This is a genomic window from Sinorhizobium kostiense, from assembly GCF_017874595.1.
In the GTDB taxonomy this organism is placed as follows: domain Bacteria; phylum Pseudomonadota; class Alphaproteobacteria; order Rhizobiales; family Rhizobiaceae; genus Sinorhizobium; species Sinorhizobium kostiense.
Genome location: NZ_JAGILA010000008.1, coordinates 1 through 16,212 on the forward strand (window position 1 = coordinate 1; position 16,212 = coordinate 16,212).

Consider the following 16,212-nt stretch of genomic DNA (forward strand, 5'->3'; position numbering starts at 1 on the left):
TTGGCGGCCGGCGTGAAGGTCCAGGTGCCATTGCCGTTGTCGACCAGCGCACCGTTGCCCACGGCGATCTCAAGGTCCGACGCCGTCAGGCTGTCACCGTCAACGTCGGCGGCGTTGGCCAGCAGCTCCGCCTGGGTGATCAGGCGCGCGCCGCTATCTTCGGCGACCGCCGCCAAAGTCACCGCACCCGTCGTCGGGTTATCGTTGCTGCCGGTGACGGTCCAGCTCACCGATGCCGGCGTCGTCGCGACACCGTCGGAAACGCCATAATTGACCGTCACCACCGTCGACTGGCCGGCGGCGAGGTGCTGGTAGGCGGCATCCGTCGGATCGAGGGTGAAGGTCTGGGTGGCGAGGTCGTAGCTGACGCCCGCCGGCAGGGCCGGAACGCCGACCACCTCAAGCGTGGTGGCATCGTCGACGTCGGTTGTGTTGTCACGGGCATCGAGCGTCACCGCCGTGCCGTCCTCGGTTGCCTCGCCGGTCACCGCGCCGTTTACCACCGGCGCATCGTTGGTGCCGGTGACGGTCCAGCTGACCGAAGCCGGCGTCGTCGCGATGCCGTCGGAGACGCCATAGCTGACGGTGACCACCGTCGTCTGGCCGGCGGCGAGGTGCTGGTAGGCGGCATCCGTCGGGTCGAGGGTAAAGGCCTGGGTGGCGGGGTCGTAGCTGACGCCCGCCGGCAGGGCCGGGACGCCGACCACCTGAAGCGTGGTGGCGTCGTCGACGTCGCTCGCGTTCGCAATGGCCTGGAGCGTCACCGCCGTACCGTCCTCGGTTGCCTCGCCGGTCACCGCGCCGTTTACCACCGGCGCATCGTTGGTGCCGGTGACGGTCCAGCTGACCGAAGCCGGCGTCGTCGCGATGCCGTCGGAGACGCCGTAGCTGACGGTCACCACCGTCGACTGGCCGGCGGCGAGGTGCTGGTAGGCGGCATCCGTCGGGTCGAGCGTGAAGGCCTGGGTGGCGGGGTCGTAGCTGACGCCTGCCGGCAGGGCCGGGACGCCGACCACCTCAAGCGTGGTGGCATCGTCGACGTCGCTCGCATTGGCGAGGGCCACGAGCGTCACCGCCGTGCCGTCCTCGGTCGCCTTGCCGGTCACCGCGCCGCTCACCACCGGCGCGTCATTGCTGCCGGTGATTGTCACGACGATGTCTCGACTGGCCGTGCCGTCGGCGGACCACACCGTCAGTGTCTCGGTCACGACTTGACCAGCGGTCAACGCCTGCGTTGCGGAGCGGTCGTTGTCGAGGGTGTAGCTCCACTGCCCGGTCAGTTGGTTGAACGCGAAGCTGCCATAGGCGCCATTGAGCGCGCTTTCGGTGGGCGACTTGAAGTGCTTTTCGCCGGCGTCGACATCGTCGACCTGCAGCGTGCCGGAGGCGGTCGGCGCACCGGGATCGCCATTGCCGGCGCCGCCCGCTTCGATGACGGATGCTGTGGAAGTGCCACCGATCGCCGCCGCGTCGTTCTGACCGACGATATCCACCGTCACCTTCGCATAGCTCAGGGTGCCATTGGAAAGCCGGATCGAGTAATAGAACGAGTCCTGGATATGATCGTCGCCAGTCAGCGAATCGATGCTCCGGGCGCTATCGGGCGAATTCGAACCACTTTCGATTCTATACTCGATCTTTCCGTTGCAGACACGGATCCAGTTTCCTTCGGCGGTCTTCTCCCAGTTCGTCGTGGTGTTGCTCTTCAACAACTCGGACATGAGATTGGTACCGCCGTCGTCGATCGACCAGAGCGTCTTCGCCTTCCCGCCGAGATCGTTCGAAGTCACGTCCAAGGTGATGGTGTGCGTGGCCGCATCGTAGATGCTGGACGCCAGCAGTTGCTCCTCGGTCCATCCATAGACGTCGTCCTGCGCCTGCGTGTTGTTGAAGGATGTGGTGCTGCCACCGCCTGTGGTCTGCGTAGCCATGATGTTTCCCCTTCCCTAAGGCACCTTGCATCGAGGTACCGCAAACTCACCCTGTAACGGGACATCAGACCCGTCGTTACCGCCGTCGGCCCGAGCTGTGCCGATCGGAAATTTCGCAAGCGAGCAGGCGCCGGAATCCGCCTCCTATCCAGCCGTTCGGACAGGTTGGGGATGTCCCGAGAACTCGGGACAAAGGCGACCACGTCGCCTGCTTCGTGGAGATTTGGATTTCCCTCGCGTTGCACAACGCGTGCATGGGGTGCTGGGGAACCGACCGACTTTAGTCGGTTCCCCAGCAATCAAAGCCGGCGCGCCCTCGTCAGGCAAAATTACTCTATACAAGCGCCTGCTCCTTCCCGGGCAGCTCTATCAATCGGCTGCTCCGGTAGTACCTTGTAAATTTATCTTGGTTTGCCTCAGTCGCAGTTCGATGAAGCTTCAGCGACTTTGGTGCACCTTATATTCTAGAATGTAGTAACATTCGCCGTATGTAATAATAAAAAGATGCTTTTCTTGGTATTAAATATAACGAGAACTGAGGAGTGCTAATCGTGTTTGCTTGCAATTCCTATCCGTTCAGCTATGGGTATAGCAATATCGGAGTGATCTCCGTTTGTCGTTATCACAGTATCCAAAAAGTTGTCGCCCCGTCCATATCTCGCTTCGAGCGAGCTTCCAGTTGTCCGGAGACACGGTCGACCGTCCGCGCAAACAAGAAGGGCATTCCGTATCAGGGAATGCCCTTCAAGCTTTCACTGCGCGGTCAATGCCGGGAGGATGGCATTCGACGTCGCTGGTCATTGCTCCGTCTTGTGCATCGCATCGTCGACCGAAGGGAAGCCGATATCCTTCAGTGTGTCGTAGGAAAGGTTTTCCAGAACGCGCTCGTTACGATGACGCTTCCACGCTGCCCAGGCCCGGGCGCGCAGGTTGAAAAAGCCGGGCAGTGCCGAAAGGCTCTGACTGGATGATGCTGATGAATGCTGGTTCATAGACATTGCTGGTTTCCTTCTGAGCATCTCAAAAGGTCGCGACCATGATCCGTGTATGGCGCAACCTGATCGATCAATCAAACGAATATGTTTGATGCTTTCCATCACCTATGGTGATTGGTTGCCGCTCCATGCGAACATCTTTATCAGGCGCTCCGATCACGCTCAGTTCCGCATGTAACAGGTCGTCTCTGACCATCGACGGCAGTTTCGCCAACTGGCGGCGGGTTTCCACCCAGTTCCTGGCGGCATTGGCGGCGCGTCTTTCCGACGCCAATCGTTCGATCACCAGTCCGGCGCGCGCCAAGAGCGCCAGCAGGAAGTCGCGATCGTCGCGGGATGGCGACGAACGGTCTGCAGGTCGAATGGACTTCCGAGCCTGAGGCATCGATCGATTGGGGGGCGCGAAGTTCTCAACGCGCCGCTCGGCGGCGTTTGGGTTTGCGACTGCCAATGTCAGGGCGGCCATAGCCTTCTCCTCTTAGATCGGTTCGAACTGGGACGGATCCCGCTTCTCCCTTGCAGCTTGACTATCGCTCCCTTGTGATGTTCAATCAAACGAAATGAGGTTAAGCTATCATTCAGATTTTCTGAATAAGGGTGCCGCCATGAACGTGATGCTGCGTCATTCGCTTCCGCTGCTCGAGATGGATGTGCTGAAGACTTTCGTCGCCATCGCCGAGACCGGCAACTTCACCACCGCTGCCGAAGCGGTCTACCGCACGCCATCGGCGGTCTCGATGCAGATCAAGAAGCTCGAGGAGACCCTAGGCTGCACGCTCTTCCTGCGCGACGCGCGCTCGGTGTCGCTGACACCGAAGGGTGAACTGCTGCTCGGTTTCGCCCGGCGGCTCATTTCGCTCAACAACGAGACCGTGTCGCGCTTCCTGCTGCCCGACATGAACGGCGTCGTCCGGGTCGGCGCGCCGGAGGATGTCGGGGAGAGGATCCTTCCGGACGTGCTAAAGCGCTTTGCCGAAAGCTATCCCAACGTGACGGTCGACGTTTCCATCGGCATGAGCAATGCCATGCGCAAGAGGGTCGACGAGCATCGGCTGGACCTTGCCATCTTCAACAGCCTGACCGAAGATTCGGCAAGGGACGGCGAAATCCTGCTGCAGGAAAAGCTGGTCTGGGCCGGTGCCAAGTGTGGCAACGCCCATCTCCGCGACCCGCTGCCGGTCTCCATGTGGGAGGACGGTTGCGTCTGGCGTGCCGACGCCGTCGAGAAACTCACGCGTGCCGGCCGCAAGTTTCGCGTGGCGTTCCTCAGTGCCTACACCACCGGGCAGCGCGCAGCGGTACTTGCCGGGCTCGCGATCGCACCATTGCCGCGTTACCTCGTCCAGGGCGAGATGGTCCAGCTTGGCGAGCACGACGGCCTGCCCGATCTCGGCCACTATAATATCGGCCTCAAGGTGATCGAGGACGCGCCGGCACCGGTGCTGGCGGTTGCCGAACATGTGCGCGCCGCCTTCGAGGAACTGCAGATGCAGTAGCGAAGGCTGGCGCCGGGCCGCTGCGGAAAGTTCACGATCGGCACATTGGAGAAATGCGCTTTTTCGCTGGTCGGCCTCTGGCTGCTTTTCCCGACTCGAGCCGCTAGCTTGCGCACATGGATCGGCGAGCGACACTGTCTGCGAGCAGCGCGGTAATTCGCGAGTTCAATTCCCAGGCCTGCAACCAAGAATGAAGTGCGCTAGAAGACCACCATCAGCACTGCGGCCCAGAATAGGGCTGATAGTTCAGCCGCCACAAGAAACCCGAAAGTGGTGTCGCTCATGTGATCCTCCTTAGGCAACCTCCATTGCCGGAAGGAGACTATAGGGGACAGCCTGAGATTCCGCTACCCAACAAAGTGCAGCTTGCCCGTGGGGCGCCTTCCTCCGTTGGTTCACATGAGCAGCGTGTAAATCAGAACGCCGACAGAACCCCAGAACCCAACCATTACAAGCGTCATGGCGGCAACAAAAACCTTAGTCACGACAAGAACTCCACGACCGATTCGAAGGTCAAAAAACTAGCTCAGCGCTGAAAGCTTGGTATCGGACCATGGTCCGATGTTCGCCACTTAACGGGCCGGGCTGAAGAAAACCGGTCATTTCGGAAGTCGAGATCATGAAATTCATCGACACTCTCGCGGGAACGCGGCGTACCCGCCGACGGCTACCTTGTTGCTGACGTCCGCACTCCGCGAACTGGCATCCAGTCTATGCCGGCCGTGAAGGCTGGCGCCAATTTGGTTGACATTGATAAGTCATTGCTTACAATAAGCCATGACTTATGGTAAATTGTTCGCGGCGCTTGCCGACCCAACCCGGCGCGCCATTTTCGAGCGGCTCGCGGCGCGGGAGCAATCGGTGGCTGAACTCGCAAGGGCGCTGCCGGTGTCGCAGCCGGCGATCTCGCAGCATTTGAAGGTCCTGAAGGAAGCGCGCCTGGTGCGCGACGCAGCTTCGGGTGCGCGGCGGATCTATTCGATCGACCCCGACGGGCTTTGGCCGCTCAGGCAATGGCTCGATCGTTTCTGGGGCGATCAGCTTGCCTCGTTCAAGGTAGCCGCCGAGCGAGAGGAGGATTGATAGAGGGTTGGCGGGGCCTTCCTGCCTGGGCAAGTCTACAGCAGATAAACGAGAAGGAGATATCATGCATACGATCGAACCCGCTCCGGTGCGCAAGTCGGTGACCGTTCGCGCACCGCTTGAAAAGGCCTTCGACGTTTTCGTCAAGGATATGGGCACCTGGTGGATCAAGGATCACAGCTTGACGCAATCCGGTCAGAGAACCGTGGTCGTCGAAGCGGTCGCGGACGGTCGCTGGTATGAAATCGGCAATGCCGGCGAGGAATGCAATTGGGGCCGCGTCATCGACTGCGACCGGCCGAACCGCATCCTCTTCGCCTGGCAGCTCAATGCCGATTTCGACTTCGATCCCCAACTCCATACGGAAGTGGAGGTCCTCTTCGAGGCGAGGGGAGAGAACGAGACCGCCGTCACCCTCGAACACCGCCAGCTTGCCAATTACGGCGCCAGGGCCGCCGAGCTGCGCGGCATTCTCGATTCCGACAGCGGCTGGGGCGGTCTGTTGGGATCCTATGCGGAGAGGGCGACCTGATGCAGCAACGTTGGGCGCGCTGGAAACGGGGCTATTCCCGGCTCCTGCGCCTCCGGCGGCCGCCGGTTGCTTCGCCCTCGTCGGCGAACACCTTGCGGGCGGGCAGGCTGACGACTTCGGCGAGCTTCGGAAAGGCGTCAACCTTGTTCGGCATCGCCATGGCGTTGACGAAGTGCTCCTGAAATTTCGATTCAAGAGCCGTCTCTATCTTCTCGATTTTCCTGACTGTTTGCTCGATTTCGCGGCGGTGGCCGCGGTTGAGGAGGGCCATCAGCGCGCCGGTGCCGGCGGCATTGCCGACCGCCTTCACTTCGGTGAGATCGCAGTCCGGAATGAGGCCGAGCACCATTGCGTATTTCGGGTCGATAAAGGATCCGAAGGCGCCGGCGAAGCGGATGGCGTCGACCCGGTCGACGCCCTGCTTTTCCATGAGCAGCTTGATGCCGGCATAGAGCGCGGCCTTGGCGAGCTGGATCGCTCGGATGTCGTTCTGCGTGACGGTGATACGCGGCTCCCCCTCGTGCAGCAGATAGGAGAAGGTGCGGCCGTTCGGCACGATGCGCGGCGAGCGGGCGGCGAGCGAACCGTCGACGACGCCGTCCTGCGAGATGATGCCGGTGAGATACATCTCCGCGACGACCTCGATGATCGCCGAGCCGCAGATGCCGGTGACGCCGACTGAGGCCGCTGCCTCGGCAAAACCTTCCTCGTCCGACCATTTGTCGACGCCGATCACCCGGAAGCGGGGCTCCAGCGTCTCCGGGTCGATCCGCACGCGCTCGATGGCTCCCGGTGCCGCGCGCTGGCCGGATGAAATCTCCGCGCCCTCGAAGGCGGGGCCGGTCGGCGAAGAGGCGGCAACGACGCGCTCCCTGTTGCCGAGCACGATCTCGGCATTGGTACCGACGTCGACGAGCAGCATCATTTTGTCCTGCCGGTGCGGACCTTCCGAGAGCGCGGCGCCCGCGGCGTCGGCGCCGACATGTCCGGCGATACAAGGCAGCATGTAGAGCCTCGCACCGGGATTGACGTCCATGTCGATCTCATGCGCCCAATATTGCAGCGCCCCGGAAACCGCGAGCGCGAACGGCGCCTGGCCGAGCTCCGTCGGGTCGATGCCGAGGAAGAGGTGATGCATGATCGGGTTGGCGACGACGACCATGTCGAGAATGTCGTGGCGGTCGACGCCGCCTTCGCTGCAAACCTTGCCGATCAGGCCGTTCACCGCTTCGCGCACGGCCTTGGTCATCGCTTCGCGGCCGTCCGGATTCATCATCACGTAGGACACGCGGCTCATCAGGTCCTCGCCGAAGCGGATCTGCGGGTTCGATGTGCCCGAGGAGGCGACGATGCGGCCGGAGAGCAGCGAGACCAAGTGCATGGCGATCGTCGTCGAGCCGATGTCGCAGGCGATCCCGTAGGCCTCGTTCTTGAGACCCGGCCAGAGGCTGACGATGAAGGGACGCGAGGAATCCATGTCGCGGTGGATCGCGGCGGTTACCGCCCAGTTGCCCTTGCGCAGGATGGCCTGCACCTGCGGAATGAGGTGCGGCGCGATCAACGGATCCTTCCAGCCCCAGTCCCTCTCGAGCATCGCCTTCAGCCGGTCGAGATCTCCGAGCGGCTTGTGCATGTCGGGCTCGTCGACCTCGACGTAGCAGAGCTGGACGGCGGCATTGCGCTCGATCACCCGGTCGGTCGCGGCCTTGCGCACGACCTGCGCATTGATGACGGTGTCCTGCGGCACGTCGATGACGAGATCGCCAAGGATCTGCGTCGAGCAGGAAAGGCGTCGACCATCCGGCAGTTCGCGCACGCTGGCATAGCGCTGCTCCTTCGGGCCGACCGGCGAGACATGCTCGTTGGACGAAACGATCTTGTGCTTGGCGAAATTGCCTTCCTGGACGGAAATCTGGCAGCGCCCGCAGGTGGCGCGTCCGCCGCAGACGCTCTCGACATAGACACCGAGCGAACGGGCGGCATCAAGGATTGGCGTGCCGACCGGAAAACGGCCGCGCTTCCCCGACGGCATGAAGAGCACGAGGGCATCGGTCTTTTCGTCCTTCGGGGGTATGTTCAGCATCGTTCTTCTCGCCTAACTACTTTGCGAGCCTGCGGGCATTCGCCCGCACGCGCTTGGCATAGGGGCGAAGGGCAGCCGCCGTGATCCGCTTGTGACCAGCCGCGGTCGACTTCTTGCCGGCAGCCATCGCCGCGGCTGCGTTCATGCTTTCCTTCATCAGCGCCATGTTGGCGGCAACGGCGCATTCGGCTGCCGCCGCCATCTTTTCGGTCACCATCCGGCTTGCCTCGGCATAGTCGACCGCCGATCCGGTCATGGCAGCCATGGTCATCGCCTGGGTGCGGGCGGCAATGACCATCGGCGCCTGAAACCAGAGCGTCGCCAGATCGCTGGCAATATTGCGGTGCCTGGCCATCACTCCGCCCTCGCTGCTGCCCCGGTCCGCGCTGCGCGTCCGCCGCGGCGTCCGCCGCCGCCAGCCGGCGCCGCGGCGGCGACCGCATGGCCGCCCTCGGCCGGCTTGTGATCGCGATAGGTCATGATCCAGTGGGTGCAGTTCGGATCGGTGCCGTTCAGCACGTTCGCGGCGCGCACCGCCTCCATTTCCTGCGGACGGCAGGGATTCATGATCGCCGAGGTCATGCCGGCGCCGATCACCATCGGGATGAAGCCGGCATTGATTCCGTGGCGATGCGGCAGGCCGAAGGAGATGTTGGAAAGGCCGCAGGTCGTGTTGACCTTGAGCTCTTCACGCAGGCGCCGCAGCAGCGCGAACACCTGCTGGCCGGCCGTTCCCATGGCGCCGATCGGCATGACGAGCGGATCGACGACGATGTCGTGCGACTTGATGCCGTAGTCGGCTGCCCGCTCGACGATCTTCTTGGCGACGGCGAAGCGGACGTCCGGATCCTCGGAGATGCCGGTCTCGTCGTTGGAGATGGCCACGACCGGCACGTCGTATTTCTTGCAGAGCGGCAGGATCGCCTCGAGCTTTTCCTCTTCGCCGGTAACCGAGTTGACGAGCGGGCGCCCCTTGGCGACCCTGAGGCCGGCCTCGATCGCCGCGGTCACGGAGCTGTCGATCGACAGCGGCACATCGACGAGACCCTGCACGATCTCAAGCGTCTTGACGAGCAGCGGCGGCTCGGTCTCGTTCGGGTTGACGGCGGTGACGCCGGCATTGACGTCGAGCATCGTCGCGCCCGCGGCGACCTGTTCCAGCGCGTCCTTGATGACCGTCTCGAAGTTGCCTTCGATCATTTCGGCGGCGAGCTTCTTGCGGCCGGTCGGGTTGATGCGCTCGCCAATGACGCAGAAGGGCTGGTCGAAGCCGATGACAATTTCTCGGGTGGCGGAAGCAACGATGGTACGGGTCATATGAGATCCTCTGATCCGGTGGCCTGGGCTATGTAATCGGCCCAATCTGCGTTTGTAAGGCGTCGGTCGAGCCGGGCGCCGGTTTTCCTCTGCTATCGATGCAGGCGCAAGATCATTGCACCGCCATCGCGCTTTTTCGCCTCAGTGCGGATGGTGTGCCGCGGCCTCCGCCATCTGCTGCTGATTCTCTTCGACGCCTTCCCGAATATGCTCGAGCCGCTCGGCGACGAGCGCATCCGTCGGGCTGGCCTCCGGTTTCCACGGCCTGCGGCCCTTGAGCACGCCGGACTCATGGACGATCTCCGCCACATATTCCTCCTGCCGGTAGGCCATGACGTGCACACCGGAGACGCCCTCGATCTCCTTCACCTCGTTGATGATGTCGATACAGAGCTGCTTGCCTTCCTTCTTCTGGTCCTGGGCGCCCTCCAGCCGCGTGATCACGCTGTCGGGAATATGGATCCCCGGGACATTGGAGCGGATCCAGCGCGCCGTCTTTGCCGACGCCATCGGACCGACGCCGACCAGGATGAAGCACTTCTCGTGAAGACCGAGGTCGCGAACCTTCTTCATGTATTCGCGGAACATCGGCACGTCGAAGCAATATTGGCTCTGGACGAATTGCGCACCCGCCTCGATCTTCTTGGCAAGGCGGTAGGGCCGGAAGTCGTAGGGCGGAGCGAAGGGATTGATCGCAGCGCCGAGGAAGACCTGCGGCGGCGTCGTCAGCTTTCGGCCGGAGAGGAACTTCGAATTGTCGCGCATGATGCGCACGGTATCGAGCAGCGACATGCAGTCGAGATCGAAGACGGGCTTGGCGCCCGGCTGATCCCCGGCCTGCACGCCGTCGCCGGTCAGGCACATGATGTTCTGCACGCCCATGGCGGAGGCGCCGAGCACGTCGCCCTGGATGGCGATGCGGTTCTTGTCGCGGCAGGCGATCTGCATGATCGGCGCATAGCCCATGCGCGTCAGCAGCGCGCAGATGCCAACGGACGACATGTGGCAATTGGCGCCGGAGGCATCGACGGCATTGATGCCGTCCACCCAGCCGGCGAAGATCGCAGCGCGCTCGTAGACGTCCTCAGGATTGGCGCTGTCCGGCGGGTTGAGTTCGGCGGTCACCGCGAACTCGCCGCGGCGCAGCACGCGCTCCAGCCGGCCCCGCGAGGAATGGCCGGGCAGGGGATCGAGCGGCGCGCCGGGATCGTGGGGATTGATGTCCGGGCTCATTGCTGGCCTTCCTTATTCACTGCTTCGCGGCGGGCTGCCGCCTCGGCCGTTACGCGCAGCCAGGCAGACGTTTCCCGGAGCGACTGGTTTACCGGCGGCTGCACGTTCATGATCGCGTCGCCCTTCACCATGTTCCGCGAGCCCTTCCAGGCCTGCACCCAAACGCAGGGCATGTCCGGCTCGACCTCGCAATTGCCATTGGCACGAACGCCGCCACAGGGGCCGTTCCTGAGCTGCTTCGGACAGTTCATCGGGCAGGACATGCCGGTCGAGGACAGCGCACACTGGCCGCACATCCGACAGTCGAAGAGGAAGCCCTTGGCGTGGCGCTCAAGAAAGGTCACCGGCCGTTCAACGCGACCGTAGCCGACGGCGTTCCACAGCGGATGAAGCTTCAGGAACATATCGGCGAAGCGGTTGTAGAACCATTCGAGGAAGCGCGAGTGCCGGACCGCCCAGAGCCGGACGGTGTATTTATGGCGCGAGCGCCGGCTCGGCGAGACATTCTTCGGCGTATAGGCGCCCGTTGCCGCCTTCCTGGCGGGCTGGGCATTGCCGGTGACAACCTTCGGATCAGGCATTTTCGCGCCCTCCGGCCTTGACGAGCGCCACCAGCCGTTCCTTGTCGTAGGCGGCCTCCAGCTCGGCTGCCGCCTTGTCCGCCTCCGCCTCGATATCGTCCGAAACCGGAACCGGATCGGCCTTGCGCCATTCGGCAAGATAGTCGTCGGTCTCCGCGGCGCCGGTGCGCATGGCGCACATGTCGATCGCCTCGGTGAAGCGCATCGAAAGCTCGCGTTTGGCGCTCTTGCGGCCCTGTTTGATGATGACCTGGGCGGGTATGTCGCGCCAGTAGACGATGATGCGGTCTGCCATAGGATTCCTGATCTCCTCTATAGCGGACAATGCGCATTTACCGGCTGTCGTGGCTCACCTTGGCACGACGTCGGATATGTCAAAAAACGACGCTCCACCATTGCGCATCTCAGCGGCTGCGTCAGGCACCGACGGGTGCCCGTTCGGAGTGGCATCGCTGCGGAGAAATCCGCGCAGAAGGCCAGCGACGCAGTGCCTCGAATCGAGCGGTTGGTCCGTCTCATCCGGCCACTTCAGAATGTTCGGACATTATCATTCACTGTGGGTTCACGTTCCGGCGGCCAACTTTGGCGCGCCTTTGAAAAGCAAATTGGGTGTTAAGCAAATTGGGTGCTGAGATGAGGAAGGTTGGAATCCTGCTTCTTGCCGCGGCGACGGCGCTTACCGGCTATGCGCCTGCGCATGCCATACCCCCGTTGGCGCCGGTCTCCGAACAGGCTTCGGATAAAGTTGAGTTGGTGCACCACAAGCCATGGCACCGTCGTGGTCCACCTCACCGCTGGCAAGGAGATGGCGGCCCCCGGTCCAGTTATTACAACGGATATCGTGGTTACCGTGAACGGCGGGAGGGATACCGCAGGCACAACGACGGCTGGTGGTATCCGCTGGCAGCTTTCGGCGCCGGAATGATCATCGGCGGCGCGATCGCTTCACCGCCCCGGCATGTCGAGCCGCGCTACGCGGCCCCGGACCTGCCGGCGCGCCATGTCCGCTGGTGCTACGACCGCTATCGGTCCTACCGCGCCTTCGACAATTCCTACCAGCCCTACGGCGGGCCGCGGGAGCAGTGCTACTCGCCCTACTACTGAGTTTCAGCGGCCCGTTCGTGATGATGGACGGGGCGCCCAGATCATCGCGTTCGAGCTGGGTGCCGGCATCAATAGCCGGAACTTCCGCCACCCTGGCTGCCGCCACCTTGGGTGCCGCCGGCCTGGCTGCCGCCGTCCATGCCGCCGCCGGCACCGGCGGAACTGCCCGGAGGAGGAGGGGCGGTATTCTGCTGGCTGGCTTGATTGCTCATACATCCGGAGATCGCCAGAAGTGCGATCAGGATCGCAGCTATCGAAGCTCTGTGGGACATCGCCTTCTCCAATCAAGGATTGGAAATATGAAGCGACCTATGTTCCTCCTGTTGCGCCTTCAAGACAAGGGCGCAAGACGAGGCAACCCGGAAATCGGAACCGATTTCCGGAAACACCTAAACTCCTCGTGATCTAAAGCAGGCGGTACCGGCGCAATATGGTCGCGATCTGATCGTCCTGCGCTTTGGTCGGCAGCAAGGCCGGTTGGCGGCTGGCACCGACGGAGGCGTCCTGCAGGTAGAGGGCCCGCTTGACCATGGCGGGGGCAAAGCCCAGCGCATAAAGCTCCGTGCGAAAGGCGGCGAAGGTCGCCTGTTGCCTTTCCGCTTCGGCGATGTCGCCCGCATTGAAGGCGTTCAAGATGCCAGCGAGGACATCAGGCATGGCATTGCCAAGGCCGGAAATGCAGCCCGCCGCGCCGTTTTGAAGCGCCCAAAGCACCAGATGGTCAGGCCCGGAGTAGACTTCGAACCCCTCGACCTCCTTGGCGACCTGAAGATAGGCTTCCAGCGTCTCCTTCGCACCGCCCGAATCCTTGATGCCGGCGATGTTGCCGTGGCGGGCAAGGGTTCGCGCGGTTTCCGGTTCGATATGGTTCTGCGTGCGTGCCGGTATGTCGTAGAGATAGATTGGCGTCTTCACCGTATCGGCTACGGTCGAAAAATGGCGAATCAGGCCGTCCTGCGTGCAGGCGATGAAGAAGGGCGTGATGACGGCGATGCCATCGACGCCGATACGGTCGAATTCGCGCGCCAGCTTCACCGTCTCGAAGGTCGCAGGCATGCCGGCATTGACGATCACCTTGACGCGACCGTCCACCTCGTCGACCACCTCTTCGGTCAGCCGCACCTTTTCCTCGAAGGTGAGTGCGGTGAAATCGCCGTTGGTGCCGGCGCACATGATGTTGTTGCCGGCGTCGACCTGACGGCGGACCTGAGCACGGGTGGCCTGGTAGTTGATGGTTTCGTCCTCGTTGAAGCAGGTGACGAGGGCCACGAAGGCTTGCTTGGTCATGGGTCTTCCTCTGAGCGGATGGCGCCTTTAGGAAACCCGCTGGAGGCGGGCGGCGCGGTGGACGGCCTGGACGTCGGGATCGGGGTCGAGGCCGGCGGCGAGAAGGGTGCGGGTATAGTCTTGCCGCGGAGCTTCGAACACCTCGCGCACGGTGCCGAGCTCAACCACATTGCCCTTCTGCATGACCAGAACATGGTCGGCGAAGTCGCGCACGACCGGCAGGTCGTGGGCAATGAAGATGAATGCGATCCCCATCTCCCGGCGTAGCTTGTCGAGCAGCGCGATGACCTGCGCCTGCACCGAGACGTCAAGGGCCGACACGGCCTCGTCACAGATGATAAGCTGGGGTTCGAGCGCAAGCGCGCGGGCAATGGCGATGCGCTGTCGCTGTCCGCCGGAAAACTGGTGCGGATAGCGGCCCATATGATCCGGCGCAAGCCCTACCTGTACCAGCAATTCGGCCACGCGCTCGCGCCATCTCGGCTTGGGAAGGATGTCCGGGTGGATGACCCAGGCCTCGGATATGAGCTGGTACACGGTCATGCGCGGATTGAGCGACTGCGTCGGATCCTGGAACACCATCTGCAGGTCGCGACGAAGCTTGTAAAGTTCGGCCGGCGACATCGTAAAGAGATCGCGTCCTTTCCAGAGTGCGCTGCCGCCATCCGGTTCGTCGAGGCGCAGCAGGATGCGGGCGAGCGTCGATTTGCCCGAGCCGCTTTCGCCGACGACCGCGATCGTCCCGCCGGGCATGAGATCGAAGGAAACGCCCTTGAGCGCCTCAAAGGCGCCATAGCGCTTGCGCACGTCGCGAACCGAAAGAACGGGCTCGCTGCGGGCAACTGGTACATGCATCTCGCCCTTTCCGGGAGCGGCGGCGATGAGCTTCTTCGTGTAGGGATGCTGCGGGTTCTTGTAGACCTCGCGGACCGTGCCCGCCTCGACCAGTTCACCCTTCTCCATCACCACGACCCGGTCGGCGATCTCGGCGACCACGCCGAGATCGTGCGTGATGATCAGCACCGCCATGCCGGTCTCTTGCTGCAATTCTTCAAGCAGGGCGAGAACTTCCGCCTGAACGGTGACGTCGAGCGCCGTCGTCGGTTCGTCCGCAATCAGCAGGTCGGGTCTGAGCGCCAGCGCCATGGCGATCATCACGCGTTGCCGCTGGCCGCCTGAGAACTCGTGCGGGTATTTGTCGAGCGCACGTTCAGGGTCCGGAATGCCGACACGTGTCAAGAGTCGCAGGGCCTCGGCCCGGGCGGTGGCGGCATTCGCTCCATGCGTCGTGAGCGCTTCGCGGATCTGCCAGCCGACCGTATAGACCGGATTGAGGTGGCTCAGCGGATCCTGGAAGATCATGGCGATGCGCCGGCCGTTCACCTCGCGCCGTTCCGGCGCCGGCATCTTGAGGAGGTCGACGCCGTCGAGCAGGATTTCTCCCGAACTGATGCGCCCGGGCGGCATGTCGATCAGGTTCATGATGGCCGACGAGGAGACCGACTTGCCCGACCCGCTTTCGCCGAGGATCGCCAGCGTCTCGCCTCGATCGAGGTGATAGGAGATGTTGCGAACCGCCTTTACCACGCCCATCGCGGTGTGGAACTCGACCGAAAGGTTGCGGACTTCCAGGAGATGATCAGCCATTGTTGCGACCTTTCATTTCGAGGCGCCAGCGCTGCACCGGATCGAGCGCGATGCGCAGCCAGTTCGAAAGCAGGTTCAGTGACAAGGTGGTGAGGATGATCGCAAGTCCCGGCCAGAAGGACAGCCACCACGCGTTGGTGAGATATTGCCGGCCCTGCGAGATCATCAGGCCCCAGGTTATCTCCGGAGGCTGGATGCCGATGCCAAGGAAGGACAGGGCGCTTTCGGCGAGCATGACGTAGGCGAAGTCCAGGGTCGCAAGCGTCGTCAGCGTTGGCAGCACGACCGGCAGGATATGGCGGAAGAGGATGCGCTTGCTCGACGCGCCCATGACCCGGGCAGCCTGTACGAACATGCGCTCGCGGATCTCGAGCACCTCGGCGCGCGTCGTCCTGAGATAGACAGGGATGCGGGTGATCGCGAGCACAAGCATCAGGTTCAGGATCGACGACCCGAGGATATAGAGCACGATCACGGCGACCAGCAGCGACGGGAAGGACATGATGACGTCGGCAAGCCGCATGATCACCTGGTTGACGCGCGGCGAGGAGAAGCCGGCGACAAGCCCGAGCAGGGTGCCGACGACCGCCGAAACCGCGACGGCGCCGGCCGCAACCATAAGCGTGTTCTGCGCCGCGACGATGATGCGGGCAAGGAGCGGCCGGCCGAGCGCATCCGCGCCCATCCACCAGACCCAGCCGCGCTCCCAGTCGAAAGGCGCGGCATTGCGGCCCCTGAGATTTTGTTTCGTCGCCAGATCGCCGAGCCAGCTCGGCCCGACGATGGCGAGGATCAGGATCAGGAGCAGGAAGATCGCCGCACAGAGCGCGAACTTGTCGGCGAGCAGCATGCGGAGCATACGCGTTGCGAAGCCGGGTTCCTCGGCAATGGCGGTATCGGTGGATTGCAGTGTCATGGCGGGT

The 16,212-nt window shown here is 63.0% G+C and carries 17 protein-coding genes; 4 read left to right on the top strand and 13 right to left on the bottom strand.

Annotation, left to right across the window (positions count from 1 at the left end; all coding sequences use genetic code 11):
* The 3 genes from J2Z31_RS23445 to J2Z31_RS23455 form a co-directional block, all read right to left on the bottom strand.
* The coding region (locus tag J2Z31_RS23445; RefSeq protein WP_209605194.1) for a VCBS domain-containing protein at positions 1-1,931 on the bottom strand (1,931 nt) is incomplete at its 3' end.
* A gap of 797 nt (positions 1,932-2,728) precedes the next feature.
* A complete protein-coding gene (locus tag J2Z31_RS23450) occupies positions 2,729-2,929 on the bottom strand; it encodes a hypothetical protein (protein ID WP_209605195.1) in 201 nt (66 codons plus the stop codon).
* Between the two features lie 67 nt (positions 2,930-2,996).
* Positions 2,997-3,392: a hypothetical protein gene (locus J2Z31_RS23455; protein ID WP_209605197.1), complete on the bottom strand. Its 396-nt coding sequence runs from the start codon at positions 3,390-3,392 to the stop codon at positions 2,997-2,999.
* Positions 3,393-3,531: 139 nt separating this feature from the next.
* Here J2Z31_RS23455 and J2Z31_RS23460 point away from each other — a divergent pair, with 139 nt between their 5' ends.
* The 3 genes from J2Z31_RS23460 (at position 3,532) to J2Z31_RS23470 (ending at position 6,037) form a co-directional block, all read left to right on the top strand.
* Positions 3,532-4,422, top strand: coding sequence for a LysR substrate-binding domain-containing protein (locus J2Z31_RS23460; RefSeq protein ID WP_209605199.1), 891 nt, complete (start codon positions 3,532-3,534; stop codon positions 4,420-4,422).
* A 777-nt stretch (positions 4,423-5,199) separates the two neighbouring features.
* Positions 5,200-5,505, top strand: coding sequence for an ArsR/SmtB family transcription factor (locus J2Z31_RS23465; protein ID WP_209605201.1), 306 nt, complete (start codon positions 5,200-5,202; stop codon positions 5,503-5,505).
* Positions 5,506-5,569: 64 nt separating this feature from the next.
* Positions 5,570-6,037, top strand: coding sequence for an SRPBCC family protein (locus tag J2Z31_RS23470; RefSeq protein WP_209605203.1), 468 nt, complete (start codon positions 5,570-5,572; stop codon positions 6,035-6,037).
* Between the two features lie 31 nt (positions 6,038-6,068).
* Here the strand turns inward: J2Z31_RS23470 and J2Z31_RS23475 are convergent, their stop codons facing one another.
* From J2Z31_RS23475 to J2Z31_RS23500, 6 genes are all read right to left on the bottom strand, one after another.
* Positions 6,069-8,120 carry an ASKHA domain-containing protein gene (locus tag J2Z31_RS23475; protein WP_209605204.1) on the bottom strand — a complete coding sequence of 684 codons (2,052 nt, stop codon included), beginning with the start codon at positions 8,118-8,120 and terminating at the stop codon, positions 6,069-6,071.
* Between the two features lie 16 nt (positions 8,121-8,136).
* Positions 8,137-8,475: a hypothetical protein gene (locus J2Z31_RS23480; RefSeq protein ID WP_209605206.1), complete on the bottom strand. Its 339-nt coding sequence runs from the start codon at positions 8,473-8,475 to the stop codon at positions 8,137-8,139.
* Entirely contained in the window at positions 8,475-9,437 is a 963-nt protein-coding gene (locus tag J2Z31_RS23485; RefSeq protein ID WP_209605208.1) for a methyltetrahydrofolate cobalamin methyltransferase, read from the bottom strand. The genes J2Z31_RS23480 and J2Z31_RS23485 overlap by 1 nt, the downstream gene beginning before the upstream one ends.
* Positions 9,438-9,578: 141 nt before the next feature.
* Positions 9,579-10,670 carry a methylenetetrahydrofolate reductase gene (locus tag J2Z31_RS23490; RefSeq protein WP_209605210.1) on the bottom strand — a complete coding sequence of 364 codons (1,092 nt, stop codon included), beginning with the start codon at positions 10,668-10,670 and terminating at the stop codon, positions 9,579-9,581.
* A complete protein-coding gene (locus J2Z31_RS23495; protein ID WP_209605213.1) occupies positions 10,667-11,251 on the bottom strand; it encodes a methylenetetrahydrofolate reductase C-terminal domain-containing protein in 585 nt (194 codons plus the stop codon). The genes J2Z31_RS23490 and J2Z31_RS23495 overlap by 4 nt, the downstream gene beginning before the upstream one ends.
* Entirely contained in the window at positions 11,244-11,546 is a 303-nt protein-coding gene (locus tag J2Z31_RS23500) for a virulence factor (RefSeq protein WP_209605214.1), read from the bottom strand. The genes J2Z31_RS23495 and J2Z31_RS23500 overlap by 8 nt, the downstream gene beginning before the upstream one ends.
* A 338-nt stretch (positions 11,547-11,884) precedes the next feature.
* Between J2Z31_RS23500 and J2Z31_RS23505 the strand changes: the two genes are divergently transcribed.
* Positions 11,885-12,355 (top strand): BA14K family protein, encoded by a 471-nt coding sequence (locus J2Z31_RS23505; RefSeq protein ID WP_209605216.1) that lies wholly within the window; start codon positions 11,885-11,887, stop codon positions 12,353-12,355.
* 68 nt (positions 12,356-12,423) lie between these two features.
* On the opposite strand, the gene J2Z31_RS23510 is transcribed toward J2Z31_RS23505, so the two are convergent.
* The 4 genes from J2Z31_RS23510 to J2Z31_RS23525 all read right to left on the bottom strand — a co-directional run bounded on the left by J2Z31_RS23510 (position 12,424) and on the right by J2Z31_RS23525 (position 16,205).
* On the bottom strand, positions 12,424-12,627 hold the full coding sequence (locus J2Z31_RS23510; protein ID WP_209605218.1) for a hypothetical protein: 204 nt from the start codon (positions 12,625-12,627) through the stop codon (positions 12,424-12,426).
* Positions 12,628-12,760: 133 nt separating this feature from the next.
* Entirely contained in the window at positions 12,761-13,642 is an 882-nt protein-coding gene (locus J2Z31_RS23515) for a dihydrodipicolinate synthase family protein (protein ID WP_209605220.1), read from the bottom strand.
* 27 nt (positions 13,643-13,669) lie between these two features.
* Complete coding sequence (locus tag J2Z31_RS23520; protein ID WP_209605221.1) at positions 13,670-15,289, bottom strand: dipeptide ABC transporter ATP-binding protein; 1,620 nt, start codon at positions 15,287-15,289, stop codon at positions 13,670-13,672.
* On the bottom strand, positions 15,282-16,205 hold the full coding sequence (locus J2Z31_RS23525) for an ABC transporter permease (RefSeq protein WP_209605223.1): 924 nt from the start codon (positions 16,203-16,205) through the stop codon (positions 15,282-15,284). Before J2Z31_RS23525 ends, J2Z31_RS23520 begins: the two co-directional genes overlap by 8 nt.
* Positions 16,206-16,212 lie beyond the last annotated feature (7 nt).